Source organism: Bradyrhizobium sp. CCBAU 51627 (assembly GCF_028128765.1).
Classification (GTDB): Bacteria; Pseudomonadota; Alphaproteobacteria; order Rhizobiales; family Xanthobacteraceae; genus Bradyrhizobium.
This window is the reverse complement of the sequence record NZ_LBJG01000017.1, coordinates 52876-79145: the sequence shown is the minus strand read 5'-3', so window position 1 is coordinate 79145 and position 26270 is coordinate 52876. Positions and strand designations below refer to the sequence as shown.

Sequence of the window (26270 nt, the reverse complement as noted above, 5' to 3'; positions counted from 1 at the left end):
TTAGGCTGACAGAAGTCGTTCCGTGGACGACGGTATCTTGACGAACGTTTTGCTCCAGAGGATGCCTTCGCACCAGACATGCTCGACAAGCCCCCATTGGCAGGCCGCCGCAGCGTCCGGGAAAAAGCCCCGTCCGTGGAGGTTTGCGCTCGTGTTGCAGAGCAGCGGAATGCCCGTGAGTTGCTCAAATTCGACGAGAAGCGCAGCAACTTTGTGAGGAGAGTTGCGGGAAATTGTCTGCAGCCGCGCCGAGCCGTCAAGATGGACCACCGCGGGGATCCTGTCGCGCCAATTCGCCCGGGTCTGGTGATCGAACAGCATGTAAGGATCTGGCGTCCCCGGGCTGAAGATCTCCGGCGCCCGATCTTCCAGACAGATCGGCGCCACGGGCCGGAAGTGCTCGCGACGCTTGATGTCGTTGAGATGATCCTTCATTGCCGAGCACGTCGGCGCTGCAAGAATGCTTCTACCCCCCAAGGCCCGCGGCCCAAGCTCGGCACACCCGGAAAGAAAGATGACGGGCTTGTTGTTGGCAAGAATCGACGCAAGTTCACGCAGACTGCAGGGTGCCGCCTCCCAGTCCGGCGGAACCTCGCTCTCCTGCAAGGCCGGACCATTGTAAACTGACCATTCCAACGGCCCGAAGCCATCCCGCGCTGCCATAGCGCCGCACGCCGCCCCGATTGCCGAGCCGCTGTCATTCGGAAACGGCGGCACCCAGACATCATCGAACAGTCCCGTCGCGCGAAGCGCGCTGTTCCATTTGATATTGAGACCGCAACCTCCGGCGATGCAGAGATTTCGCGCTCCCGGAAGCGACGAGTACCGCAGCAGAACCATCGCGATTTCCTTAACAAGAAGACGTTCCAAGAACACATGAAAGGACGCAAGGACGTCTTCCGCGCGCTTGGCCGTCAGGCGCAATGCGCTTGCCTCGAAGAAGTCGTGAATGGCTGCAAGGGACGCTTCCGCATTGTTGATGTTTTCGCGGTAGCGACGGGCCTGCTCCGTGTCAGCCGCTAACCGCGTTTCATAAAGCTCCTGGAACACTTCCACGATGCTTTCGTCCACGGAGCCAAGCGCGATGTAGGCCATCAGCTTGCCAGCAATGCCCAAATCCCAACTGGAGCGGTTCGGCTGCCGGTATGGCCCGAAGTGAAGGCCCGCGGCAGCATAGGCATGGCCAATCATCGGAAACAGCGATCCGATGAGTCGCGCCCCCTGAGGTTCGACATAGTAAAGGCGTGGAAAGATACAGCCGTCCCATACCAGACAGAACGCGGGTTTCCCCGCGCTGGCGAAGGGACTGGTGCTATATGCTGACGCGACGTGGCCCGTGACATGCGGGTAGCTCTTATATGGAAACTCCTCGCCTCCGAGGATGAGGCCAAAGCCGTCGACGGAATCGAGGAGGCCCTCAGCATGACGCTCGACATATGGCGCGCCTTTTAGCGCGACCGGCAACTCTCCGCTTAGGAGCTGGAACTGCGATTCATTCTCCCCGTCCCAGCCATCAATCACGAACTGATCGATGTCGCGCGGATCCAGGCCATGCTCCGCCAAGGCGCGCACGACTGCATCGAGATTGTCGACGGACTGATAGCGTGGACTGTTGCCGCGCTTCTCTTGCTCGACGCAAAAAAGAAGCCGACCGTCCTCGACGACAGCAATTGCTCCGTCATGTGTCAACTTTATTCCGCAGATGCGCATACGTCCTCCTGGCCTAATGGCCAACGTTTGATTGTTCTGAGGTGTCGCTCGGCTTCCGAAACCGGACGATCAAACAGTCTTCGTTCGCCGACCCGGTGCGGCAGTGCCGACGCTCGATCTCCGACAGGCTCTCCTTGAAGAGAGTGATCACCGTTTCGGCACCAGCAGCATGCCCCCAGCGTTGACATATTTCATCGCGCGCAGACCCGAAAATGAGAGTGCCACTTGGCGCAAGCATACTCACTAGGTTGCGGATAGCCGCATGCATCTCGACCACGTCCTTGAGGTAATAAAGAACCTCGGCCACGACAATCAAATCGAATTGCTCAGTGGTCGAGAACCGCTGAATGTCGCAGGCGACCCAAGTAATATGTGACCACTTCCCAGTCCGCAGTCGCGCTCGCTCGATTGCCTGCGGCATGACATCCACGACCGTAAGTCGCACGCATAGCGGCGCCAACATCTCGGTGAATGCACCGGCTGCACATCCGACCTCGAGGGCAGACCCCGCATCTCCGTTGCAACGCGACATCCGGAGCATTTGCGCGTATCGCTCCTGCTCGAACGCACTAGTGTCGAGGCACCATGGGTCGTCGACAGCCAACTCTCGCTCTAATAGTTGATGGTTTGCGTCCTGAGTCATGAGCCGACCACCTATTTGTAGACAGTCGAACGATCGCGACCGGAAACACTCTCCGTCGCCGCCAGGCTCGACGGAGGCTGCGATAACGGCGCCGTACGAATAGGAGCAGGCGCCACCCCCACACCAGCCGCACCTCGTCCGGCATTAGGGTGCAGAATGACACGCTGTTTCTCCTCTTCCGCCGGCACATCGGTGACTTTTCGCGATAGCCAATCGCTATTACTCAATGTACAAAGCGCATAGGCCTTCAAAGGCAGCAAGAGAAAGATATTGATCGGTGTGTGGAGCGAGAAGCCGATGAACCGCAGCTCGCGAGCACGAAGCGCTGCCACACTGCACCGGACCATAGTCATTGCAGCAATCGTCAATCCGGTCCACCAAGGTATAGAGCCGTCGATCAGGAGCTGTGCGAGCGCAGCAAGTGATGAAATGGCGAGGAGCAATGGGCCGAGATTTTGCCCGATAACGTCTAACGTCAAATAACCATCGAGCTCTGGCAGCAGGCGCCAAGCAAGAAACGTATCTCGAAAGGTACTGCGCGCCCAGCGGAGTTGCTGTCGTAGATATGGCCGAAGACTGTGCGGGACGACTGTGGCTGCTATCGCGTCCGGAACGTATTCGGTTCGAAACCCCGCCTTGAGCATGAGTATCGTTAGGTGGCGGTCTTCGCCGAAATCGCTCGGCTTCCCACGAAAGAATTGGGCTTCATATTGATCAAGAAGCATGGTGAGTGCGGACCGCCGATACATGGCACATGGGCCGCAGCAACACATGACGGCACCGAAGCGCGCCTGTGCCGCGCGCTCTTCGTTGCACGCGAGCCAATATTCCATGTCGATCAGCCTGGTCAGCCAGGTCTGGTTGCGATTGCTTGCTATCAGCTGACCCATGGCCGCACCGATTGCCGGCTCATGCATCTTCAATACAAGCTTCGTGACGACGTCGGCCGCAAGTATCGTATCGGAATCGACGTTGAGAACCAGATCACCGGATGAGCTGCGTATTGCTGCGATCTGCGCCTTGCGCTTTCCCACGTTGCTTGCCAACAAGATGAAACTGAATCTCGGATCGCTCGCATATATCTGGTGCACAGGAGCGACAACGTCGCGGTTTGCCGATCCGTCATCGACTACATAGACCTGTATCTTTCCGGCGTAGTCTTGACTGGCAATCGACTCCAGACATTCGGCGAGTGTGTTTGGATCCTCGTTGAAGCACGGTACGATGACGTCCACAGTAGGAAGGACCACCTCCGCTTGTCCAAGGTCGTCCAACGATGAGTCGATCGCCGGCTGGGCATACAGCGCTTGCACGCTCTTATAGATAGTCGAGAGGAGCGCATAAGATGAAACGGCGGCAGCACTGGTTGTCGCGAGCAGGTCCATGGGGTGTCGTTTTTTTCAGTGGAGTTGAGGGAGTGGACGGATTACAAACCCGCGCCGTTGCAGTGCGGGAATCAGATATGCCAGCGCCGTCTTGGTCTGATCGCGCAGCGTGGCATCACCGCACAGTCTCTCCTCATCGGGAGGATATCCGTCGTGCAGGAGCACAATTGCACCCGGGCGAACGTTCGCCAGTACCGTATTCACAATTGTATCAACCCCGGGGCGGGACCAATCTCTAGGGTCGACCGACCAGTGCAGAGCCGTGAGACCAGCGCTCGCCGCCATTGCGAGCACCTCTTGCGTCCATTTGCCGTAAGGCGCTCGCATATGCCTGGGCGAGGCCTTCCGGCACGCCAGACGGATGGCCTCGCTCGCCGTCAGCACCTCGTCGTGTAACTCCGCAGGTCCGCATCTGGATAGATCAGGATGGGTCATCGTATGGTTCGCAACCTCATGCCCTTCCGCAATCATTCGTCGGATGAGTTCAGGATGCTCCGTAGCGTACGTCCCGATGACGAAGAATGTCGCGGGGACCCGATGTTGCGCCAGCACATCGAGCACCCCTGGCGTACAAAATGGATTTGGCCCATCGTCAAAGGTCAAATAGACAGCTCGACTTTCGCCCGCGTCAGCGTAGTCGCAGCGGACAATAGATAGGGTAGAACGCTCTGTCACAACTCAGGCCCGTTCCGATCGATGACAGTCCCGGCCGGCCATTCGCTTATCGAGCGTCCGACCGGAAACACCACGACAATCACGTCTTCGATGCGCGTCGGCGATAAATTTGGATAGACGTCCGGCAGGGTGGAGCGGACGCGAATGCCACGCATCAGGGTGGCGAGTCCCTGCCTTTCGACCAGTCGGGTCAAATGTTTTTCAAGCGCCGAGCGAACCGCGCCAAAGGCGAATGGAACACCCAGCTCCTGCAGTGCGGGATACATCACGCGCATTGCGTGGCTTATCCCGTGACCCTCGAGATCCGGGCGCACCGCATATAACCCCAGCTCGGCCACAAGGAGATCGGCTCCACCAACGTTGATGAAGCGGCGCAGTAGCCCGATGTGAGCCGCTACCCCGAGCGCGTCGTAACCAATTACGCGGAGCTCGGGTCTTGCGCCGGCCCAACTTCGGTTCCCCTCAAACGGCTGCGCATTGAACGAACCCGTCGGTCCGTAGCTCTTGCGGAAGAACTCCGCGAGCTCGGCATGATCGGAGAGCTGAAGTTCACTTTCCCAACGACGGCTCCACTGCACTTGGGCGCGAGCAGAAGGCACTTCCGCAGTCGGGGACACGGCAATGTTCATGGCGAGCTTCCTTGCGCCGGTGGAATTAAGAGGGATGGTCACGTGAATTCGCTATTCGGCGAACCGCCGATCAATGCTGAGATGCGCCGCCATGCTCTGTCAGAGCTCGGCACCGCTCGCCTGCTCCGCGCCGCTGGCCTTTGCACGATGGAGCGATCGTTTGATTGCACGCTCGTCCGGTTAATGCCGCGCGCGCTATAAATCGGAAGGTGCCGACGAGGCGGTTGGACTAGCCAGAACCTGTCTGCATCAGCTAGCTTTTGCGCCTGCTGTCGCATCGTCTTCCGGCGCTTCGACGTCTGAGGGCCGGCCATCGACGCGCAAGCCTCATCGATGGCGCATCGGAGCGGCATCGGATCAAACTGGCTTCTATACATCTTCGACACGCCCCGCATTCACTGGACAGCCGAGCCATTTGGAGCGGCGCCTGGAATTCTTGGCATCCGCAATCTGCGTCTGCCGCTATTCCTCGACACTAGAATGAGGCTGAACGCGCGCTCAATTGTACGCGGGTAAACGTCAAATATGGAAACGGATGAAATCCGCATACCAACGTTTATCGGGACGCGCTTGGCGTTACGGGCGAGCTTAAGAAGAAGCAACAGCGCGCGCCCATGGTGCGCTCGCACGTCTGGACGCTCTTCTCTTAGCTCACGTGAACGACCGGAAAGCATCGTGGCGCGCCCAATTACTTTTGCAAACTTCAGTTTGCTATCCAATTTCCCGCAATTTGGTAAAATCGATTGTTTCGATGCAACACATCCACGCGATGGATAGACTGACAGCATGCGGTTCAAGGGACTTGATCTAAATCTTCTCGTTGCGCTCGACGCCGTGATGACGGAACGCAACCTCACAGCGGCGGCTCGTAAAATTAACCTGAGCCAGCCCGCTATGAGCGCTGCGATCGCACGGCTGCGCACCTATTTCCGCGATGAACTATTTACTATGAGAGGTCGCGAGCTCGTCCCGACACCTGGCGCGGAGGCGCTTGCAGGCCCGGTTCGCGAGGCCCTGCTGCACATCCAACTCTCGATCATATCACGGGACGCGTTCGACCCGGCTCAGTCGAGTCGACGCTTCAGGGTCATTCTCTCAGATTTCATGACGATCGTTTTCTTCCGCAGAATTGTGGACCGCATGGCACAAGAAGCTCCCGCAGTGCGCTTCGAACTGCTGCCATTTTCTGATGAACCGGATGAGCTGCTGCGGCGGGGCGAGGTCGACTTTCTCATTCTGCCGGAACTGTTCATGTCGAGCTCGCACCCTAAGGCGACGCTGTTCGATGAGAGCCTCGTATGCGTGGGATGCCGCACGAATAAGCAGCTATCCCGGCAGCTTACGTTCGAGAAATACATCTCGATGGGGCACGTTACTGCCAAGTTCGGACGGGCCCTGAGACCGAACCTCGAAGAATGGTTTTTGCTTGAGCACGGTCTGAGGAGACGAATCGAGGTCGTTGTGCAGGGCTTTAGCCTGATTCCGCCCATATTGTTAGACACGAGCCGCATCGGCACGATGCCCTTACGGCTGGCCAGACACTTCGAAAAGCGAATGCCACTGCGGATCATCGAACCGCCGCTCCCTCTCCCCACATTCACAGAGGCCGTGCAGTGGCCGTCGTTCCACAACACCGACCCGGCGAGCATCTGGATGCGGCGGATATTGCTCGAGGAGGCATCCAACATGGCATCTGGGGAGCAAACGCCTCCGGCTCGCAGGCGCTGTTAGGCTTACCCGCAAGCTACGCTTTGGACATCCTAGGCACGCTTGACCCTCCGACGTGCTCGGTCCCTTTCCTCGCTTCAGGGTCCTTTGCGGAGAAACCGCCACAGACCTCGCAATGCGGCAATCGCTTGCGAAGAATTCCCCGGTGAGCGTGGTAACTGAAGGTGTTTTGATGCGCTTGCGCCGGATTCAGGCTTCGCCAGCCGCTGTCGCGGCCGGAGATGCCTCCAGTAAAAAATGTATAGCTTCGCGAATAAAATGGCTTGAATCGCACATTGCGTCAGGTTGTAGGTTCACCGTCGTGACTAACGCTGCACGACGCAGCCTCGACAGGTCGCTTTGGCGAGCTCGCGGACTGTGGGTTGATCTGCCATTAGCGAACGACCGGACTCAACTGCGTTGTCGGGCAGAAACCGGCGAGACCAATCAGCTGAGAGGCTCCTGACGCTTACGCGCCGCTGCCGATTGGCCTAGCGTTCGCTCTCCATTCTTGCGGTATCTCGCGAGCTTCCTTTCGCGGTAGCAGGATTGCGCGATGTCAACTCGGGCGAGTCGAGACGATTGCTCCAGACGCAGCCGTCACGGCACGCTTTTGCGTAGCAAGGACGTTTCTGCCGGATAGGAAGAGATGCGTTTCAAAGGTCTGGATCTAAACCTTCTCGTCGCGCTGGACGCTTTAATAGCTGAGCGCAACCTCTCCTCAGCGGCACGCAAGATCAATCTCAGTCAGCCGGCCATGAGCGCGGCCGTTGCCCGGCTGCGCTCCTATTTCGGTGATGAGCTGTTTGGAATGAGGGGGCGCGAACTTGTCTTGAGCTCACGCGCGCAAGGGCTGGCGGCTCCTGTGCGCGAGGCTCTAATGCACATTGAACTCTCGATTATGGCGCGGGATGCGTTCGACCCAGCTCGATTGAACCGCCGATTCAAGATCGCCCTTTCGGATTTTATAACAGTTGTATTCTTCCGAAATGTCGTAGAGCGCGTCACGCGAGAAGCCCCCACCGTCAGCTTCCAACTGGAGGCGCCGACCGATGAGCACGAGGAGCTCCTCCGCCGCGGCGAAGTCGATTTTGTTATCTTGCCAGATTTTTTCATGTCCAGCACGCACCCAAGAGCGGCCCTATTCGAGGAGAGACTCGTCTGCGTAGGCTGCTGCACCAACAGGGAATTACAACGCCGGCTTACATTCGATCGATATATGTCGATGGGTCACGTTGCAGTTAAGCACGAAGGTGCGCCCCAAACGCCAGTTGAGCATTCATTCTTAATGGATCTCGGCCCCACTCGGCGCATCGACATTCTCGTGCAGAGCTTCAGTATGATCCCGCCCCTCCTGGTTGGGACGAACCGCATAGGCACCATGCCGTTAGGGCTCGTGAGGCATTTCCAAAGAACGATGCCCCTTAAGATCGTCGAGCTTCCACATCCATTCCCCGCCTTCACTGAGGCGGTCCAATGGCCCGCGCTTCAGAACAGCGACCCGGGAAGTCTGTGGATGAGGGATATATTGTTGCAGGAGGCCACCCGCATGGCAACTACACAAGAGCTCCCTGTCACCAGCCTCTTGGAAGAAGCAGACACCGCGGGACATCTCGTACGATCTGTCTCCCCGTTGCCGTAAGCCCATCCGTAAAGTCTACGGTCCTCGCATTCCAACACTTGTCTCAACACACCTCGCCTATCTTGCTCTCATTGTCGGAGGATAAAGCTCCTCGCGACCCACCGGCTCGTAGGACATTATGTAGTTCCTCGCATCTTCGCCTAGGCGCGGCAGACTGCCGGCCTGATTTTAGCGACGTGGACGGGGGCAAACCGACGAGCTCGCGTTGAAGCTAGGCGCTTCCGTTGCAACCGCGGGTGCGGGCGCACCTGTCTCAAGGAGGTAGGACAGGCAGGCAGCTCTTGTCGTGTCAGTCAGTCGTTGCTCCCGATGAACGGAGACGATCAGCGTCTTCGGAGTCCTACCAACATCCACTGCTCGCATAGAGATCGTCGGACCAGCCGCGCAGTCGAAGCAAGCATCGCGCACGCGTGTGGCGCTAGCGCATCACCCAGCAGTACATCACACCTTCATCGCTCCGCGCCGCAGGTATGACTTGTTTTGGCCCTACCGCAGCCAAACGTCTTGACGACGTGCGCTGCGCTGACCAATTTCAAACAAGGAGCTGAACGTTGAAGGTTTGCAGCGGGGTGTTCGATCCAGAGGAGCTTTCTGCCCTCGGACGACTTTATGACGGCGCCGTCAACGCGCTTCCTCCATCGATGCGGAGTCCAGAGAACCGCACGGCAATCGCCAAGCTCATCCTGGAGCGCACAGCGGCTGGCGAGGCTCAACTGGCACGCCTGACGAAGTTGTTGATCACCATTTCCCCTAAGGGTTGATCGGCCGCCATTCTAAGGATAGTCACCACTCGCGTGTCGGGGTGGAAGACGATTCAGCTGGAGCTTAGAAAGCCGCTTGAATCATACGTGACGTCAGGTTGTAGGCTTTGAAATTGAACAACATGAACAGAGCTACACCAAGAAGGCGTCGATGGCGCATTGGCGAACTTGCAGAGGCGACCGGAGTAACGGTACGCACGCTGCACCATTATGAGCACACTGGACTCCTAGCCGCCACAGAGCGTACTGACGGCGGTCACCGGATGTATGACCGCGAAAGCGTGCAGCGGGTTCACCAGATTCGCGCGCTGCGTGAGCTTGGCTTCTCGCTAATCGAGATCCGTAAAGCTATGGAAGGCACGACCTCACTCACGGACCTGCTGCGCAAACACCTAGAGCGCATAGAACTTCAAGTCGCGCGAGCAACTTTGTTACGGGACCGTTTGCGCAACATGACCATCGACGGCGAGGCGCAGGTAAGTGTGCATGAGCTGCCTGCCACCCTGAATGCCATGTCGCGGGTTGAGACGCGTAGTCAGACGTCCGAATGCACCTGCAATTTAGCTGCGGAGCGCGAGGACCGCTGGCGCCGAATCCGCGACGACCTTCGCGACTGCATGGATCGGGGCGAGCACCCTTGCGGAGAGCGCGCAAAGACTGTCGCAGTTGCAGCACGCTTGCTGATCAGCGAAATCGCCGGCGCCGATTCACGCGTTTCGATGATCCTGAAGGTACTTGCACGATTAAGCGCCCCCCGCAGTCTGGCTGGTTGGGATCCCTGCCTGATGCAATATCTCGATCTCGCCCTTAGCGGGTTGGAGGATCAGCCGTACTGACGCGTTCAAGGCCGGTTCCACACGTCTCCGGGACAACCTCTAGAAGCGCTAGGTTAACCGGCCGCTCTCTGATGCGGCTGAGAGTCTCAGGGAATGGGCAGATGGTCATCGCCCATCGATCCGCTTCCCTGACAGCTCCATCGCTCCCTCCCAAAAGGGCTTGATCCGCACGTAACGTCAAGTTGTAGACCTTCCAGTTGGAAGCTCACTGAGCCATCGCACGTCTGCTCGGCAGGCAACCTCGCCCTGCCGACGTGCAAGCTTACAACTAACTGTGGTTCACTTCAGGTGAGCATTGGAAGTTCTACAATGGTGAATAGGCGGCCCGCCTCTGTTGCGGGTGCAGCGCTTCTCTTCTGCGCTCTCGCCGGTCCGTCTGCGCGCGGCTCTGAAATAAAGATCGCCGTGGCTGACCCAATGACCGGAAGCAGCGCCGCGTTCGGCGCCCAAATGCGCGATGGTGCGGCTGCGGCAGTCGAAGTCTTGAATGTTTCGGGCCTACTGCCCGATAACGCCAAGGTTGTATTGAGTGTCGCTGACGACGCCTGCGACCCCAGGCAAGCTGTCGCAGTCGCGAATAAGCTCACGACAGAGCGGGTCCTGTTGGTGGTTGGCCACTTTTGTTCCTCTTCCTCGATCCCCGCCTCCGACATCTACGCCGAAGCAGGCATCGTTCAGGTGTCACCAGGCTCGTCAACTCCTCAGCTTACAGATCGCGGCCTTGAGACTGTCTTTCGGATCTGCGGCCGCGACGACCAACAGGGAACCGTTGCCGCCGAGTACATTCACATGAATTATCCCAACGAGAATATCGCGGTGCTCGACGATAAGAGCACTGCTGGCAAGGGAATTGCCGACGTGGTTGAAGCCCGGCTTCATCGATTCGGACGACAAGTCACTCGGCAAAGCTATGTTGCCGGCGAAAAGGACTTCAGAGCGTTGGTCTCAAGAATGAAGAAGGATCGGGTGCGCGTCGCCTATATCGGCGGTTATCATACCGAAATTGGATTGTTTCTACGCCAGGCATCAGAAGCAAAAGCAGACTTCAGAGTTATGGCGAACGATCCCCTGATGACCTCCGAATTCTGGGCCATTACCGGCAGCACTGGGAATGACACACTGTTTACCTTCATGCCCGATCCCGCCGGGAATGCCAACGCGGCCGGCGCGGTCGCCGGCCTCAAAGCTTCCAGCCGGTCCGCTGAAGGCTACACGCTATACGCTTATGCAGCTGTGCAAGCCTGGGCAGAGGCGGTGTACCGTAGCGGCTCCTTCGACCCTGCGCGGGTCGCCAGCGCACTTCGTTCACGGCCGATCGATACCGTGGTTGGCCCGGTCCGGTTCGACAAAAAAGGAGACAACTCGGCTTCTGGATTTCTGGTTTACCGCTGGCGCAACGGCCATGTTGAACGCGTCACGAGGTACTGATTTGCACGGAACGCCGCGTTCCCGACCGCAAAGTATACGCAAGATGAGACGTCCTCCGAACTTGATTGCAGCGATACTCGCTAGCTCTTTTATACTTGCCGCTTTCGGAGCGTTTTTCGCTCTCGCTGCGGCGCTCGCAGAGCTACGCAGCGTCGAGCTGCCGGAGGTGCTACATCCGATGATAGACAAATAGCAGCACCGTTGTCTGACTTCGGCTTGGGAGTATCCAGGGTTTTAGGGTCGGATTCAACGCTATTCGCCCCGCAACTTCGTGCCGGTCAATTTCGATCGGGCATCAGCAGATCAGCAGCGCTACCCAGCATTCCTTATGCACGCTAGACCTAGACCGTAGGAAACACCAATTAACCGACTCCCGATGAAGGCACGGAGGCTGCTCACGGGCGCTATCAACGAGCTGGATGCATCCCATCAACACTTTCTATTTTACTAATTCGACCCAATCACCGCATAAGTCGGTCGCCGGCTTACGGAAAGCAAAGTTCACGAATGTCGCGCGATAATGGATCCTTTTCAGCTTGGTCGCAGCGCCACCCAGGTCTGTCGTGGCTGCATCGAGCAATGTTTGACAGCGAGACACGCGGGGCACGAATGCAGTGCGATGACCAATCGCAGTTCGCGCGGAATCTATCACGTCGTCGCCTCTCCCCTTGGCACAATACTTGAAGACTCCAAGAAGACAGCTCTCACGCACACTGTTCGGCGATGGTAAATGCGTCCGCAGCATAGAACTCAGGCAGGTGAGCTGCCCTTTCCACCGGTGCAGGCTGGACTTTTCGCTCTGACGAGGCCTGTAGCGTCAACAATCCGATGCCCCCGCGGCGGCCTCCAAGCAAAGCAGTACCATCAGCTGTTGGCCCCCCAACGGAGTCGGTGCCATTGCCGGACGCGCTGGACAGCGCGACAATCCATTCAAATCCCGCGCCAACGACAACGCTCTTCGTTTTTCCCTAGACCCTCATCCGCCTTTGCAGTCCTTTCGCGGCACATGTGTGCCCGCCTCTATGGGACCGAGCGCACCTCCTGTGCAGCAATCACGTCCCGCGAAGCGTCGGGCATCTGCCGAACGGGAAACGATACCTCTACTCAGCCTGTCCTGCATTTCACCACTTTGGAGAAATACCGTGGAACTTGACCCTTCCAATTCACGCATACAGAACCTCGAGGATCGCATCGACCTGCAACTCGAGATCGTGGCTGCCCTCATGCGCGAAGAAGATAACGAGCTCGAAGCGATCCGATTACTTAATGCGCTCATAGGCCAAATGATTACGGCGGAATTGGAGCTCGGCCAGCTTGGCGACACGAGAACCGGCGACGGACGAATGCGACTGTCGCGAGACCGTGGCGTTTACCACCCCGAGGACCTTCAGGTTCTGGGACGCCTATTTGATCAGACTGTCGCGGCATTACCGGCCGCGCTGCGGACTTCCGCCAATCGAATGACGATCGCCAAACTCATTTTTTCACGTGCAGCAGCGGACTGAGATTTAATTTGCTTTTTTCTGAAGGTTGACGGCGTTGACCGAACGTTTATCGCTGGGCTAACGGTTGCGCTAAGGCCGTACGCACCAGCGATCGACATTTTCTGTTTACGGGCTCACCATCCGTAGGCGCGCCGCTCCCGCTGGCTTGCCATATAGCAACTGCTCGCCACCACGTTCGAAACCAGGCTCGCTCTATCTTGCGCCGCGGACGACACATTATATTCCATCCAGCTGGACCTTGCTGTCTCTCGACGTCTGTGGCCAGCTGCAGGGGTCGAGAGCTCGGAAGCGCAACCCAACACATACGTGCGAGACCTCGGATGACTACCGCCGCTTCCGGTCCATCGCTGCGCCGGCTTCCCTACGCCGGTCTGTCTCAAACCCGCAGCGAACGGGGCCGAACCGTCTTTGCCAGACGACAAAGAATCCATTATGGGAGCATCGCCATTGCCGTTGCATCTCGCTCCTCTCTAGGGCGACTGACCGGTAACAAACACCACACCCGGAGCAGGAGGCCATGCGCAGGTGACTCACCCGGCAATGGGCCATCGAGACATGTCAAAAAGCCGACAGACAAGTCACATCCGGAACACGCTACATGATCCACAATTCGACATCACAAGGACTATTGCGGTCTGGACGCTTCTTGGCTTGAGGGTGGAAAATGAGCGCGCGGTCCAATTCATCATGCTCGGCTTTAGTCGCGACTGGTGGGCGCCGATCTTCCGAGTAAATGAACAGGAGCCACAACTTGTGACTCGTGACCTACCAACAGGACCACTGCGGCAATGAAGTGCACGGTAACCCGTACTCGTCTCACTCGTTTCAGAATTATTCGAATGGTGCCCGTCACGACGTTCGGTCATCACAACTTCAACAAGCATCTTTATCCTCTCCTGAAAGCGCCGAGAGCAGCTCGGTAGAAAGTCTTGCAGAGCTGATGTCTTTCTTGCTTAGACATGCAACACAATCTCGGTTTGCTTTTGCGAAGGTACTTCCTTTCAGGATGTCGAGGAGTGTTTGAATGGATCAGTTCTCTTCCCAGCAGGTGCCAGATGCCGTCGTGAGCGTCGCATTTGAGAAGGCTTGGAGCTTTATCGAGAAGGATCCGCTGCTGGCACATAATCGCAAGGCCGTCCTTCATAGCCGACTGCGCACTTACCTCGAGCATTTGATAAGAAACGGAGAACGGAATACTCTGGATCTGGCAAACGAGGCGATACGCAACTTGCGGGCTGAACTGGCGCTGTCGCCCGAGCAACCAGGCGCTTGTACATGGACCGGCGAGAGCGTCCGGCGCCGTTGAGGTATTTAGGGTGCCTTTATCGTAGAACAATCGGGTCAGCACGTGGTCGAGCGGACTTTTCTCTGCTCATGTGCGGCCCCGTTGACGAGAACGTTCCCGAAAGCTGAGGCCTGCCGCTCCTCTGGCGACCGCAAGACCAGTAAGCTGAATACAGGCCCAATCGGGGGCGAGACGGGGCGGCCGCGCTAGTATTCCTCGCGCCAGGAAACCGACCACCCTTTTCTGCCTCACCTTGAGCTCGGCCCGGGCTTGCGCAATTTCAAGCAAGAGCATTGTCTAGCATAGCCACAGCAGGCTTCGCGACCCATCGATCGGTGGTAGAGTTACGGACTTCGAGCTAGCTAGATTTGTGGTAGTTCCCGAGCCAGAGCGATCGAGCCTGCAACGGCCGGCATCGCTCAAGCGATAGCACACCGTGCCGAAAGAATGACCTTGAGCGCCCGAGGCGGGCCATCGGTCCAGCATTGTAGGGCGCGGCCTGGGTTTGTCGCTCCTTAGCGACAGAAGGAGCCAAACACCTCCCAGATTGCTTCGCGTCGTAGCTCATCATGAACGATCATGTCAAAGAACAATCCGCGCGGGGCAACCACTGCCGAGCCGTAGCGTCTCCGTAGAAGCGGAACAGCGGCAAGCTGCGGGCTCCGCAATCTGACGCCACGTACGATTGGTGACATTTCTTTCGAAGACATGTGGTGCGGCAGTTACAGCAATTCGCGTTCATGTTGTTAAACGCACGGCGCCGGGGGGCACCGAAAGGAAACGACACTCGAATGAAAAAGATTCTGATTCTGACTGCCATTATGGGCGCACTCGGTGCGGCCACTCCCTCATTCGGCACGGACCTGGCCGGGCAGCCTGTCAAGGTCAAGGCGGCACCGCTGCCGGTCGCAGCCCCGATCATCGATTGGTCCGGCTACTATATCGGCGCCAATGGTGGCTGGGGAACGAGCAGCAATTGCTGGGATTTCAATGGCGTCGCTTCCGAGGGGTGCCACAATTCGACTGGCGGTACGATTGGCGGCCAGATCGGCTATCGTTGGCACATCTTCAACATGGTGTACGGCCTTGAAGGCCAGGGCAACTGGGCCGACTTCCGCGGCTCCAATGTCAGCACCGCCTTCCCGGCAGACACCGTTGGCACCACGACAGATGCATTCGGTCTACTCACGGGCCATATTGGATACGCGTTCAATGCTATCCTCCTTTATGGCAAGGGCGGCGCTGCGCTGACCAGCAACACCTATCACGTCAACTCGGTGGCAACTGGCACAGAGATTGGCAAAAACAGTGATGTTCGCTGGGGTGGCGTGCTGGGCGCCGGTGCCGAAGTCAGCCTCACGCCGAGCTGGTCGGCTGGCGTCGAGTATAACCACTTGTTCATGCAGCGCAGCAACATAAGCTTCCCAGCGGCCCTTGGCGCGGATCGCGTGCACCAGGACATCGATCTCATCACGGCACGGCTCAACTACAAGTTTGGCTCGCCGTTTGCCAGATAAAGGTCCCCCCGCGCTTGCTTGAATCGGGACCCCGACCGGCGGTCGGGGTTCTTTCCTCAGCTGTCCCTCTCCCTAGGGACCCCTGTCCTACTTCCGGAAGGATTGCGAGCGCGTCTGAGCAAAGGATCACCCGCTCGATGGAGAGAGGCCGCCATGCTCCGACCAGTGAGCATTAGATCCGCCGATTCCACATCTCACCGACCCTACGAAGCCCCAGAGCCTCACCCAGCGCGAGATGCAGACTTGCCCAAAGGAGCGTTATATCTGCGAGTTCGCCGAAAGCACCATGGTCAACTTGCCAGAAACTGGGAGCCAAAGATGTGACAGTTGGCGCTCGTTCCTTAACTGAATTCAAAGAACATCGAGGCGGATAGCGACTGCTTGGATCCGGCTGGTCGCGCCCAGCTTTCCCATCGTATTCTCGAGATGAAAATTGACTGCATTGTCGCTGATTCCCAGGATCATCCCAATTTTCCATGACGATTTTCCCTCTCCGACGCCATTCACCGCGTTCGTTGCTCTGCCGGCGACTGCGCCAGGATGATCGCATCGTCAAGCAGCCGAGATAGCGACATCGTCCTTGCTCCGAGGCAATCGACAAAGTGCTCGCTGATGCCGGAGCTGGCGAAATCGGAGATCATCGCCTGTCGTCCGTGTGGATCGACTCGATGCGAACACAAGGATGCCTCCACCTTACTCATGCCCCTAGTGATAGACGGTCCGAGGGCCCCCGGGACTGTGCCGGCGACAAGAACCAAGCAGCACTAACGGCTAGATGCTTGGGTCTGTTTAGCTAGCATGGCGAGAAAACGCAGTCGCGTCCGAACGACGCCTCGCTTTCTCTCGAATGCGAGCACGCCGATCCTGGGCTCTGAACTGCGCGATACACGTAAGGTAGAGCACGCGCTTTTCGGTGCGGTACCAATTCCCTGCTTTCAGATGAAGGCAACAGAAGCGTCATCTTTTTTCCCAATCTTTCACGTCGCCCATCGCTAACCTGTCGCTGATCGTCGGCGTGTGACAGCGCCGGTGACGCGATCGATGAGCAGCACGCAAGATCCGATGCAGACGCCATGCTCTCCACATCGTTGTCCGGCGCTTCATCGGACCCGTCCGGCAGGCCCGGTACAAACGGACCGAACGGGCAGAAAAGGGCCACGTCAAAAGTGCAACAAGAGATAGCCGCAATCGCGAGACCTGCTTGATGCGGAAGACATTTTGCATGCGCATCTCCAGAAGGAAGCCCCCCGGATCGGACTAGCAAGTGCCATACCAACTGTTGAGTTCGCCAAAATCAATCGTCTCAGAAGGGCTTCGAACGCGGACGGTTGGTTGCGAGGTAGGTGCCTCGAAGCATTCATGACATGGGGAGGGAAGGCGACAGCCCCATTGCGAGCCGCGGCACGAGGTGAGCTACAGCAAGACATGCAGCTCACCTCGGCCGCCTCGAGTGCTGTCCTCTCAGGGACTCAAACCCACCCCTATTGGGGCCAGTCAACTACCACCCTCGGCAATTGATGGGAGGGTCCACACATGGCACTCGCTAAGGAACTTGAACTGACTGCACCTCCGGCCGCGCGATTCGGGGAAACGCTTAGAGCCGCCCCCGAGCGGAAATACAATTGGGCCGCACCAGATGCACCAATCATGATGGGCTTGGTAAAACAGGGCGAAGGTCGTCGCCAAAATCGGTGAAGCATGGCTTCCCTGCTCTTCGCGATCATCTCCCTGCTATATGCGAGCGTTGGCCAGGCTGGCGGTACTGCATTCCTCTCGCTGATGGCATTTTTTGGTATGTCATCGACAGAGATGCGCCCCACGGCGCTTGGTCTCAACATTGTTGTCGCGACTTATTCTACTTGGCTGTTCACCCGCAACAAGGTCGTTGACTGGACACTCCTGCGCCCTCTTCTTTTTTCGTCGATGCCAGCGTCGCTTGCCGGTGGCTTGATTGTGCTCGAGGAGCAGATGTACAAAACACTGACCGGGCTCGTTCTTCTTCTGGCGAGCGCAGTGATGATCATGCAGCGGGGACGAGCTGTCGATCGCGTCGGCGAAACTCCGCTCCGGGCAAGCGTGAGCATTGGCGCGGTCCTTGGCCTCGTCTCCGGCCTGACAGGAGTGGGCGGCGGTGTGTTCCTCGCCCCGACGCTCATCGCACTGAATTGGGCATCACCGAGGCAGACCGTCGCGCTATCAGCCCCATTTATCCTGGCCAACTCCACAGTCGGCTTCGTCGGAGCTCTTTTCACTGGCCAATTTCCTTCCCCGGATTTGACTCTTTACGCAATCGCCGTGCTGGTGGGTGCGGTCGCCGGAACAGTAATCGGCCTGAAATGGTTGAGCCAGACAGCCATCAGATTCATACAGGCGGCGGTTCTGCTCGTTGCCGGCATTCAATTGGTTCGCGCTTGAAGTCGAGACGACATCCTTCATGCGGGGATCCCAGCGCGGTCAGATCGAAGTACAAGGTTTCTGCAAGGCGCGGCTCAAGCCTGGTCCGAGCGCCTTGCCCAACTTTGAAAGCCGCCAACACGATGGCGAAAAGCCGTAGGGTCGAGCGACGGTGAGGCGGATCCGAGCGCGTTCCGGCTGATCGTCCTCAGCCGGACGGTCAGTACTAGATCGCATCCGGTTCGCGCTTCCAATCGACGGGAGCACCAACGTCGGGCAGGCCGGGCGAGCAAACGAGGCCGTCCATCAGGTGCTCTTCGTCCGGCACGCTTGATTGAAGCCTCGCCAGGCCATAGCCGAGATCGGCGACGCCTCACCAGGAGGCTTATGTGGAACTGAATCTGGAGGTTCATCGCATTGATGCGACGCCAATGAAGACTACACAGATATGCGATCTGGCCGATCAACAGCTGCAACGGTGTTATCAGAAACAAAACGCCTCAACGATGAAGCATGAATAGAAAGTATAGCAAATCGTTCCGAGCTCGCGTTTGCCATCAGCACGACGTCAAAGTCGTTGTGACTTGGTGACATGTATTTGGATCTGAACGAGACGCCGGCGAACCAAGGCGTCCCGACGCACCTCGCGGGGGGCGGTAAAGTGCGCCGGGGCCACCCCAACATCATCAGTACATCCGTGATGATGCTTGCCGCAATGAGACAAGCAGCGTGGCGGAATTGAGGCTCATTGATTTTATGCTTGAAACCAAAAAATGTCTTTCTGAGCTGCTCCAAAAGACTTGAATCGGACGTAGCGTCATGTGCTGCAATCGCACATCGAGCTCTGATCTAGCAAGTCACTTATCTCCGTGACGCTCCGGCCTTGAACGGGAGGTATTGCAGAGCAACCACGTCGGCCTTTCCTCGGAAAACCGGGTTGAACAACAACAAGCTCAGCTGCCCTGCTCGGGTGTTAAGATCCCTGTTTCCGTCGCAAAGAAGTAGCACGCCAGGGAATGCGGAAACGACGATGCCCGGTGAGCGATTGATACTGCGCGCGGCTACTCGCGGCGAGCCGCGCTAGTTCGAGCGTCCTCGCAGAAATTCATATGCCACCATAAACGTACAAATAATCGCGGAGGAGCGGCTCTCACTTCCAGGCCTGAACCCCTACGCTGCGTTTAGCAGTGACATCGAAAGCAGGCCAAACTTCAGGGACCGTTAGACCCCTTTGACATAGCGCAAAGACATAACAGTGGGCATCGGTCAGCTTCATGCCGCTTGACCACGAGAGAGTTAGGCTTTGCAGACGTCTCTCCTGAACAAATATTGCGACCCTCGCCTGCCTTGGTACACCATATACCCGACCGTACCGGATTTCTCAGCGACTGTCGGTGCCAAGACTTGTGAGACATGGTTGAGGCGGCTGCCGCCCGACGATCCGGTGTCGCTATACATCCACGTTCCGTTCTGTCGTTCTATCTGTTGGTATTGCGGCTTCCCTACAAGCCTCACTCGCAGCGAGCGACCGATCCGCAAATACTTGGCGGCGTTGCATGCCGAGATACGTTTGGTCGCAGAGCAAGCGCCTCGCGCTCTGCCGGTCAGCGACGTGCATTTCGGCGGCGGGACGCCGACCACCGTTGCACCGGCCGATTTCCTCGCCTTGATGGGACTCCTGCGACGCTGCTTCGCGTTCAGCAAATCAGCTACCATCGCCATAGAAATCGACCCGCGTGCGTTCACGGCCGAGATGGTCGAAACATTACAAGTGGCCGGCGTCAATCGCGCGAGCATCGGCGTGCAAAGCTTCGATGGGGTAGTTCAAAGGTCGGTGAACCGCGTGCAGAGCGAGGTGCAGACGGCGTCTGTCGTCGAAACTCTTCGCCAGCATGGGATAAGCCGCATCAATTTCGACCTCCTCTTCGGACTGCCGCATCAGACGGTGCGGTCTTGCGTGGACTCTACACGGACGGCTCTGGCGATGCGGCCAGACCGGCTTGCGGTTTTCGGCTATGCTCACGTCCCCTCTTATATGAAACGCCAGCGCCAGATCGATGAGACGGCGCTGCCGGACAATGTCGCCCGCGCGGAGCAAGCTGCGGCCATTGCAGATACGCTGGTCTCGGCCGGCTACCGCCAGATCGGGCTCGACCATTTCGCCCTGCCCAACGACGAGCTCGCGCTGGCGCAGAAATCGGGTCGGCTGTGCCGCAACTCCTTGGGTTATTCGGCTGATACCTGCAACACCGTAATCGGCTTAGGTCCGTCAGCCATCGGCCGTCTGCGTGAGGGTTACGTCCAGAACGAGATCGCAACCGCCTCCTATCGCCAACACATTCAGGCTGGTCGTCCGGCAACCTCAAAAGGCTACTGCCTCTCCCCCGAAGATCGCCTCCGCGCCGCAATTATCGAGCGTCTGATGTGCGATTTGCAGGCCGACGTACCAGCTATCTGTGCTGCTCACGGATTTGATCCGATTCCTCTTCTCAATTCGGCCAACCGGCTGGGAATGCTTGCCGAAGACGGGATAGTTGACATTGAAGAGGGATTCATTCGGGTCAGACAGGAACACCGGTTTCTCATTCGTGCTGTTGCTGCCGCATTCGACACCTATCTCGACCGTACCCCTATTAATTAAGCCGCGCATGTGAGCAGATTTCAATAATTTTAAGCTCTTCGCGACGGAATGATCTGAAGAGGCACCTCCGGCAGACAGGCCAGATTCCGAGGATGCAGCGGCGGTGTCACGACAACGACATCTCAGATTGGTCCCAAACCGAGAGGGCTGACTAAAAGGAAGCTGATTTGAAGGAGAGGCGCAGCGGATTCCGCCGTTCAGGGCCACCGCTCGATCATGCCGAAAGGGCTCTGCCCCGCCTCCCCTTGAGCGCTCTTGATAATGGTGACGGCCTCAGCGACGTGCCGCTGGAGACGCCGGCGCCCGCACCAGTTTCGGGAATTTTACGGCTGGACGCAGCTTTGCGAAGCTACGGTCCACCTCCTCGATCACAATTGGACACTCGACCACGCCTGCAGTGTCTCAGACTCAAGGCTCGGCTGTCTTCGGTCCGACGATCACTGGCGCGCCTCCGACGGAAACAGGTCCCTGTGGTTTGGATCGCCCGAAGCGTTTCCTGGCGACGCTCGAAACAGCCGGCCCTGGCGAAGAAGGAGGCTCGGAAGCAGCAGAAGGGACAGACGTTGAACTCTGCAGCGCATCGATCCGCGAAGTGAGCATGGTGATCTGATCCAGGATCCCTTTGAGGACATCCCGCTGGGCATCGATCCGGCGGTTGAGTTCTGCGATCTCATCACCAGTTTTCTGCTGTGCCCACTTTATCTCGGACAAGGATGCCCTGTCCTCCGGAGGCAGGCTCATCGTTGAAGCGACTTCGCTGCTTTCCGGCGTCTCGATAGGCTCTTCAAGGTTAGCCCAAAGCCAGGCGCCGGCAGCACACGAGCCGACGAGGATAAGCGGGAGCACCAAAACCGGGAGAATCCGTCTTGACGGCCGGTGCAAGAGCGGCCGCAAGTCTGAAGCGGCCGCTAGATCAATCAAGTCCATTGTCCCTCGCTCAAGATCCCATGCCAGCAGGCTTATTTTGTCGACGCGATAGCCCGCGATGCTCCCGCGCTCCAGGAGCTGCCAGCGTCGACAATAATCAATCTTGGCGAGTTGCCCGATCGGCTTCGCCTGCTCCTATGAAACGCTCCTTCTCGAGCAACGCAGCGCGACAATTTGCGCACGTTCTCCATGATAGCGCCACCAGCGAGCAATGGTTCTCGACTTTGTCGGCGATGGCGCAGCATTCTCTCATCGTTCAGAAGAACCTTGCAGATTTTCTTACTGTGCCCCGGCACGAATGCAAACCGTCCACTGATTCCTGCAAGTGTTCGATGTCACGCATTGCCCAGACCAGCAACTTTGTCTGGGACGCGCCACGTAAGCGCCACGGCTGACGGCCGAGCCGCAATGGCGCGATTGGACCGGCAAACATTGCAGCTGATCAACTACCAGTTCCGGCAGGTTGTTCGAGATGACGGGCACGTGGCAAGCGTGATCAACGAACGCCGCGCACATCAAGGTTTTGGATGCAAGACAGGTTTTGCCGCGCCGACGGCAGCCAGCAACTGCTCGCCGATATCCGCCAAAGCTGCTCGATGGCTGATTCCTCTGGTCTCCTGGGCCATCACGTTGGACGTTGTGGTGTGGTTGCCGCGCGCGCAAATTCAAAGGCTCTTCGGCCTTCAAACCCGCCGATCGTCTCGTGGTTTGCTGACAACGATACCGATGAAGCGCTGCCTAAAGCCAAGCCTCTTGCACGGCGAACCTTGCGTTCTGGTAGCTGCCGTTTGGTCCAGAAAGCCGCCTTCGATGCAGATGCGCGGCACCGCCAGACTCGCCTGACTCACGGTGAGCAAGGTGGACATTCGCAATGTTCTGGTGGCCAGGGCAGCAAGCCCCCGCGCGCTCGCGAGCATTTGCCGAGCCAGCGCTCTCCGCTGGCTCTCCGCGCACCGGCGTCATGTACAAGCAAAATTTCGGACCAGATCATCATCGCGCCGCGAGCTGAGAGGTTCAGGACGCCTGAGTGGCTCTGTTCGGATAGATCGAGTTCTGGCGTGTCCCCCTCACCCTCGGACGCGAAACGACGCCGGCGATGCCGCTTGCTCGTCATTGCGAGGAGCGCTGGCGACGGCTCGATCCAGACCGCCCCGCCGCGGGGGGAATCTGGATTGCTTCGCTGCGCTCGCAATGACGATGTGGAAGCAGGCGCGTGCCACACTGGGCCGGGAGCTCGCTCCGGGCCAAGCAGGCCGCAGTTCAATCTATTCATGGCCGGCAGACATGGACCCGAACTACGCCATGCGTGATTGCCTTCTTGCGACGACCTCGCCCCGGACATACCCGGCTACGGCAGCACTCTCCTCCAATTTAAGACCAAGGGGAAAGCAATCTGGGCTTGTCATCGCAGTGTCGCTAGCGGCTTGTCTGGTCGGCAATTCCGTACTGGCACAAACCGCGAGCGGACTTGATCCTAGTAACCACCCTCTGGATCCGGCCAGCAAAAGAGGAAAGAATTCCGACGGGGCCACAAAGCTCCCGATCGACCTGATCCGTCAGGCAATCAGCTCTCCCGCCCCGGCGCCAGCCGCAGGTCCCGGAGTGCGTTTCGAGAAGCGCGCCAATACGGACAGGGGTACTCCGACGAGACCGCAAAAAACCGCCGATCCCTTCCAAAGGTACGACAATCTGCGTGAAAAAGGGTTGTGGTTCCCCATCCCTGGTCCTGCAGATACGATTGATCAGGACAAGGGGGGCGTTAGATCTGCGCTGGCGGACGTCGGCATCGGCTATATCGGGTGGACACATAACTCCTTTGCAAGCAACCAGCTACCGCATGCAGCCAGAAGCACTATCGCGAACCAGCTCTATATGGGCCAGAATCCGACTTTCGCGTCGGCGAACTTCATGATCGTCACCTACGATCTGAGCCGGTTTGGCATTGCCGACGGACAGATTGTCGTAGGAGCCGAGCAGCAATACTGGACGTGGGATCGCCCAGGGCCAGATCGAGTGGGACTCAATACGCTCGCCTACTATCAGACCTTCTTCGACAGGACACTAGAACTCAAACTTGGCTACCTCAGAAACCAGAATGAATTCACCGGCACATTGTTCGGAGGGATCACAGGATCGAACATGTCTGCCTTGTTCCAGGCTGGGATGAGCACCAATGCCGCGCCGACGCCCGCGGCCAACTTGAAGTACAATTTTGACGCTCGCTTGTACAACAAGGTCTCCGTCCAGCGCTCAATCAGTCCAGATGGTGCCTATGCCCATATAACCGAGAATCCCACCGGCTTGAACTGGAGCACGGCCAATGCAGGCATCCTTGTCGTCGAAGAAGCCGGCTACAAGAGCAAGGCTGCTCCCGGCGTACCCGACACGTGGCTGCGGGCGGGCGTTGGCTTGAACAGTAGCCGCTACACGAATTTGGCGGATCCCAAGCAACAAAGGGAGAGCGGAAATAATTTTTACTACATCGCTGCGGACAGGCAGCTCTGGCAGAGTGACGCCCTTGGGCCGCCGTCTCGCGGCATCTACGGCGGCTTCTCCGTCATGGGAGCTCCACCTGAGCGCAACAGGATCAGCCGGTATTACGAGCTTCGTCTTTATGCGAAGGGACCTTTTGATAACCGGCCCAGTGATCTGATTGCTCTCGTTGCGACCAACACGGCCTGGAGTAAGCTTGCAGTGGATGCTGCTCTGGCTAAAGGCCAGCTTGCGCACCGCGATAGCACAGCAGTCACGGGAACATACATCGCGCATCTCGCTCCGGGGATATATGCAAGCGTCGGACTGTCATACATTCATTACCCGACAAGCATCACACATACGCCCCAAACGGAACACGCTCTCAATCTGTTGGTATCTACGTTGATATTCTTCTGATCATCGCAAGCGCCGTTCTGCTCCGACGTTCGTGACGCATGGGACCGGACCTTCGCGATCCCCTTGAAGGGATCGGCCGCATCTGCGCTGGACGTTCGAGGGAAGCAAATTACGTGGAGCAACGACCCAATTTTCGAGGACATTTTTCCAGATTGTCTCGCGTTGCGTAGACAGCAGGTTCACAAGGCACGCAACCTACGATGATTTGCGAGAGCCTCCTGATCAGATCTCGGTTACAGCTACTTATCGAATTGAGCGGGGTGGCACTCCGAGCATGAGCTGGGATAGATAAGGAATGTCGCGCACGGTCCAGCGAACCGCCAGCGCGACGGCAACAATCATTGTCCCGAGAAATGCAGCCGCGGCAGACCTCATTGTGGGATCCCAAAGTTCTCCATACTGTATGGAATCCATGAGACGGAATACCGTACCCTGAATCAAGTACAGTACGAGCGTGCTCGGCCCCAGTTTCGCGGCGACAAAGCGGACCACCCGATTTGAGCGACCAATATTCCAGCATCGAAGCAGGACCTCAATCATTACCACTGAGGCAGCTGCGGAGCCGAGAAACATCAGAAGCACATTCTTTGCCGACTGCAAATCCTGGACCAAAGCGAGATTGTTGTAGACATAAGTGTCGTTGCGCCAGGCCAGAAAGCACATCATAGCCGCTATTGAGGCAGACATAATCAAGAACAGCCTGTGAGAGCGCATTATGCTCGTCCACCGTTCTCTCGACTGCGCAAATGAGAATCCCAGGCAAAAAAACGGGTACATATACTTTATAAGAGGGAATATGGAAAAAGTCAGAGGCGCAAGCACGACCAGAATGACGGATCCGAACAAGGTCCAGGGCGGCGACCAACGATTGAAGATCGAAATAGTTTTAGTGAGAATGAAACAAATGAACGCGGCCCAGACGAACCAGTATGTGCCGACGAACTCATTCAGGAGCTGCAAAACGGTGCCTGGTGCGTCCGTCGATCGGGGAAACACGGTAAACTTCAATGACTCCAGAAGAGAGCACCAAAACAGCATCGGCACCAGGAGCTGCGTCGCACGATCGCCGATAGCTTGCGTGAACGATTTTACCAGTAGCGCTCGGCAAGAAAGATAACCGCTTATCGCCATAAAGAGGGGCATGTGGAACATGTAGATCCATTTGAAGCATGCCGAATCCCAAAATCCTTCGTTTTGGTAGAGGATATATTGGATCAGGTGACCAACGATCACTAAAATGATGAGCACTCCTTTGATGAAGTCCAAAGCGAGATCGCGATCGTACGCTGTCTCAGGCACAACCTTTCCTGTTGCATGATGTATCAACATCTCGGCACACTTTATCCAACCAGCCGAATACATGCTGGGGTTGGCCAACACCTATTGTTAAGGGCACGTCGCTGTTGCGTAGTCTGTTTGCATGGAAATCGAGATATCCGACGACAGCGGAGACAATTGTCACCGAGAGTCTACGCTCCAATAGCTGACTGTGCGATAAAGACCGAAAGAAAGGGGGAAACGAGCTATACGATGGTTTATCGATTTTTGTCGCACCAAGCTCGCTTTCATCGGCTTCCCCGATCCAGCGGGACCTTGCACTCTACTCCCGAGCAGACCAGGTGTTTGCAGCGCAGCGCGAGGAGACTTTACATAGCGCAATACTGAGCTGCGCGTGAAGGCTTAAGCTATGCGT

Annotated in this window: 20 protein-coding genes; 12 read left to right on the top strand and 8 right to left on the bottom strand. The window is 57.6% G+C overall.

What is annotated here, in order from left to right:
- From nodU to XH88_RS08775, 5 genes are read right to left on the bottom strand one after another with little or no spacing between them, the layout of a single operon-like run.
- Positions 1-1710, bottom strand: a complete 1710-nt coding sequence (gene nodU, locus XH88_RS08795; protein WP_271615008.1) for a nodulation protein NodU — start codon at positions 1708-1710, stop codon at positions 1-3.
- A 13-nt stretch (positions 1711-1723) separates the two neighbouring features.
- Complete coding sequence (nodS, locus tag XH88_RS08790) at positions 1724-2353, bottom strand: nodulation methyltransferase NodS (protein ID WP_271615007.1); 630 nt, start codon at positions 2351-2353, stop codon at positions 1724-1726.
- 11 nt (positions 2354-2364) lie between these two features.
- Positions 2365-3738 carry a chitooligosaccharide synthase NodC gene (gene nodC / locus XH88_RS08785; protein ID WP_271615006.1) on the bottom strand — a complete coding sequence of 458 codons (1374 nt, stop codon included), beginning with the start codon at positions 3736-3738 and terminating at the stop codon, positions 2365-2367.
- A 15-nt stretch (positions 3739-3753) separates the two neighbouring features.
- Positions 3754-4413, bottom strand: a complete 660-nt coding sequence (gene nodB, locus XH88_RS08780; RefSeq protein ID WP_128948429.1) for a chitooligosaccharide deacetylase NodB — start codon at positions 4411-4413, stop codon at positions 3754-3756.
- Entirely contained in the window at positions 4410-5042 is a 633-nt protein-coding gene (locus XH88_RS08775) for a NodA family N-acyltransferase (protein ID WP_128948428.1), read from the bottom strand. Before XH88_RS08775 ends, nodB begins: the two co-directional genes overlap by 4 nt.
- A 786-nt stretch (positions 5043-5828) precedes the next feature.
- On the opposite strand from XH88_RS08775, the gene nodD1 reads away from it, so the two are divergent.
- The 8 genes from nodD1 (at position 5829) to XH88_RS08735 (ending at position 15723) form a co-directional block, all read left to right on the top strand.
- Positions 5829-6773, top strand: a complete 945-nt coding sequence (nodD1, locus tag XH88_RS08770) for a transcriptional regulator NodD1 (RefSeq protein WP_128948427.1) — start codon at positions 5829-5831, stop codon at positions 6771-6773.
- A 625-nt stretch (positions 6774-7398) separates the two neighbouring features.
- Positions 7399-8391, top strand: a complete 993-nt coding sequence (gene nodD2, locus XH88_RS08765; RefSeq protein ID WP_271615005.1) for a transcriptional regulator NodD2 — start codon at positions 7399-7401, stop codon at positions 8389-8391.
- Between the two features lie 551 nt (positions 8392-8942).
- Positions 8943-9152: a hypothetical protein gene (locus XH88_RS08760; RefSeq protein ID WP_271615004.1), complete on the top strand. Its 210-nt coding sequence runs from the start codon at positions 8943-8945 to the stop codon at positions 9150-9152.
- 122 nt (positions 9153-9274) lie between these two features.
- Complete coding sequence (locus XH88_RS08755) at positions 9275-9988, top strand: MerR family transcriptional regulator (protein ID WP_208757090.1); 714 nt, start codon at positions 9275-9277, stop codon at positions 9986-9988.
- A 417-nt stretch (positions 9989-10405) separates the two neighbouring features.
- Positions 10406-11416 (top strand): branched-chain amino acid ABC transporter substrate-binding protein, encoded by a 1011-nt coding sequence (locus tag XH88_RS08750; RefSeq protein WP_271615003.1) that lies wholly within the window; start codon positions 10406-10408, stop codon positions 11414-11416.
- Positions 11417-12558: 1142 nt separating this feature from the next.
- Entirely contained in the window at positions 12559-12921 is a 363-nt protein-coding gene (locus tag XH88_RS08745; RefSeq protein WP_271615002.1) for a NolY, read from the top strand.
- 1024 nt (positions 12922-13945) lie between these two features.
- Positions 13946-14227 carry a hypothetical protein gene (locus XH88_RS08740; protein ID WP_271615001.1) on the top strand — a complete coding sequence of 94 codons (282 nt, stop codon included), beginning with the start codon at positions 13946-13948 and terminating at the stop codon, positions 14225-14227.
- Between the two features lie 770 nt (positions 14228-14997).
- Positions 14998-15723 carry an outer membrane protein gene (locus XH88_RS08735; protein WP_128948423.1) on the top strand — a complete coding sequence of 242 codons (726 nt, stop codon included), beginning with the start codon at positions 14998-15000 and terminating at the stop codon, positions 15721-15723.
- A 351-nt stretch (positions 15724-16074) separates the two neighbouring features.
- Here XH88_RS08735 and XH88_RS08730 read toward each other — a convergent pair whose 3' ends face one another.
- On the bottom strand, positions 16075-16230 hold the full coding sequence (locus tag XH88_RS08730; RefSeq protein WP_333909242.1) for a helix-turn-helix domain-containing protein: 156 nt from the start codon (positions 16228-16230) through the stop codon (positions 16075-16077).
- A 1191-nt stretch (positions 16231-17421) separates the two neighbouring features.
- Between XH88_RS08730 and XH88_RS08725 the strand changes: the two genes are divergently transcribed.
- Both XH88_RS08725 and hemN read left to right on the top strand, forming a co-directional pair.
- Positions 17422-18138: a sulfite exporter TauE/SafE family protein gene (locus XH88_RS08725; RefSeq protein ID WP_271615000.1), complete on the top strand. Its 717-nt coding sequence runs from the start codon at positions 17422-17424 to the stop codon at positions 18136-18138.
- A gap of 1282 nt (positions 18139-19420) precedes the next feature.
- Complete coding sequence (gene hemN, locus XH88_RS08720; RefSeq protein WP_271614999.1) at positions 19421-20758, top strand: oxygen-independent coproporphyrinogen III oxidase; 1338 nt, start codon at positions 19421-19423, stop codon at positions 20756-20758.
- A 408-nt stretch (positions 20759-21166) separates the two neighbouring features.
- On the opposite strand, the gene XH88_RS08715 is transcribed toward hemN, so the two are convergent.
- Positions 21167-21685, bottom strand: coding sequence for a hypothetical protein (locus XH88_RS08715; protein WP_271614998.1), 519 nt, complete (start codon positions 21683-21685; stop codon positions 21167-21169).
- Positions 21686-22093: 408 nt separating this feature from the next.
- Here XH88_RS08715 and XH88_RS08710 point away from each other — a divergent pair, with 408 nt between their 5' ends.
- Together XH88_RS08710 and XH88_RS08705 are read left to right on the top strand one after the other, a co-directional pair.
- Positions 22094-22528 (top strand): hypothetical protein, encoded by a 435-nt coding sequence (locus XH88_RS08710; protein WP_271614997.1) that lies wholly within the window; start codon positions 22094-22096, stop codon positions 22526-22528.
- A gap of 759 nt (positions 22529-23287) precedes the next feature.
- On the top strand, positions 23288-24577 hold the full coding sequence (locus tag XH88_RS08705) for a carbohydrate porin (RefSeq protein ID WP_271614996.1): 1290 nt from the start codon (positions 23288-23290) through the stop codon (positions 24575-24577).
- Between the two features lie 243 nt (positions 24578-24820).
- Here the strand turns inward: XH88_RS08705 and nolL are convergent, their stop codons facing one another.
- Positions 24821-25906: a nodulation factor fucose acetyltransferase NolL gene (nolL, locus tag XH88_RS08700; protein WP_333909241.1), complete on the bottom strand. Its 1086-nt coding sequence runs from the start codon at positions 25904-25906 to the stop codon at positions 24821-24823.
- Between the last annotated feature and the right edge of the window lie 364 nt (positions 25907-26270).

Excerpts from the sequence above, each read along its gene's own strand:
- nodU (WP_271615008.1), bottom strand. The coding sequence starts at position 1,710 with ATGCGCATCTGCGGAATAAAGTTGACACATGACGGAGCAATTGCTGTC.
- nodS (WP_271615007.1), bottom strand. The coding sequence starts at position 2,353 with ATGACTCAGGACGCAAACCATCAACTATTAGAGCGAGAGTTGGCTGTC.
- nodC (WP_271615006.1), bottom strand. The coding sequence starts at position 3,738 with ATGGACCTGCTCGCGACAACCAGTGCTGCCGCCGTTTCATCTTATGCG.
- XH88_RS08775 (WP_128948428.1), bottom strand. The coding sequence starts at position 5,042 with ATGAACATTGCCGTGTCCCCGACTGCGGAAGTGCCTTCTGCTCGCGCC.
- nodD1 (WP_128948427.1), top strand. The coding sequence starts at position 5,829 with ATGCGGTTCAAGGGACTTGATCTAAATCTTCTCGTTGCGCTCGACGCC.
- nodD2 (WP_271615005.1), top strand. The coding sequence starts at position 7,399 with ATGCGTTTCAAAGGTCTGGATCTAAACCTTCTCGTCGCGCTGGACGCT.
- XH88_RS08755 (WP_208757090.1), top strand. The coding sequence starts at position 9,275 with ATGAACAGAGCTACACCAAGAAGGCGTCGATGGCGCATTGGCGAACTT.
- XH88_RS08750 (WP_271615003.1), top strand. The coding sequence starts at position 10,406 with ATGACCGGAAGCAGCGCCGCGTTCGGCGCCCAAATGCGCGATGGTGCG.
- XH88_RS08740 (WP_271615001.1), top strand. The coding sequence starts at position 13,946 with ATGGATCAGTTCTCTTCCCAGCAGGTGCCAGATGCCGTCGTGAGCGTC.
- XH88_RS08735 (WP_128948423.1), top strand. The coding sequence starts at position 14,998 with ATGAAAAAGATTCTGATTCTGACTGCCATTATGGGCGCACTCGGTGCG.
- XH88_RS08725 (WP_271615000.1), top strand. The coding sequence starts at position 17,422 with ATGGCTTCCCTGCTCTTCGCGATCATCTCCCTGCTATATGCGAGCGTT.
- XH88_RS08715 (WP_271614998.1), bottom strand. The coding sequence starts at position 21,685 with ATGGACTTGATTGATCTAGCGGCCGCTTCAGACTTGCGGCCGCTCTTG.
- XH88_RS08710 (WP_271614997.1), top strand. The coding sequence starts at position 22,094 with ATGGCGCGATTGGACCGGCAAACATTGCAGCTGATCAACTACCAGTTC.
- nolL (WP_333909241.1), bottom strand. The coding sequence starts at position 25,906 with ATGTTGATACATCATGCAACAGGAAAGGTTGTGCCTGAGACAGCGTAC.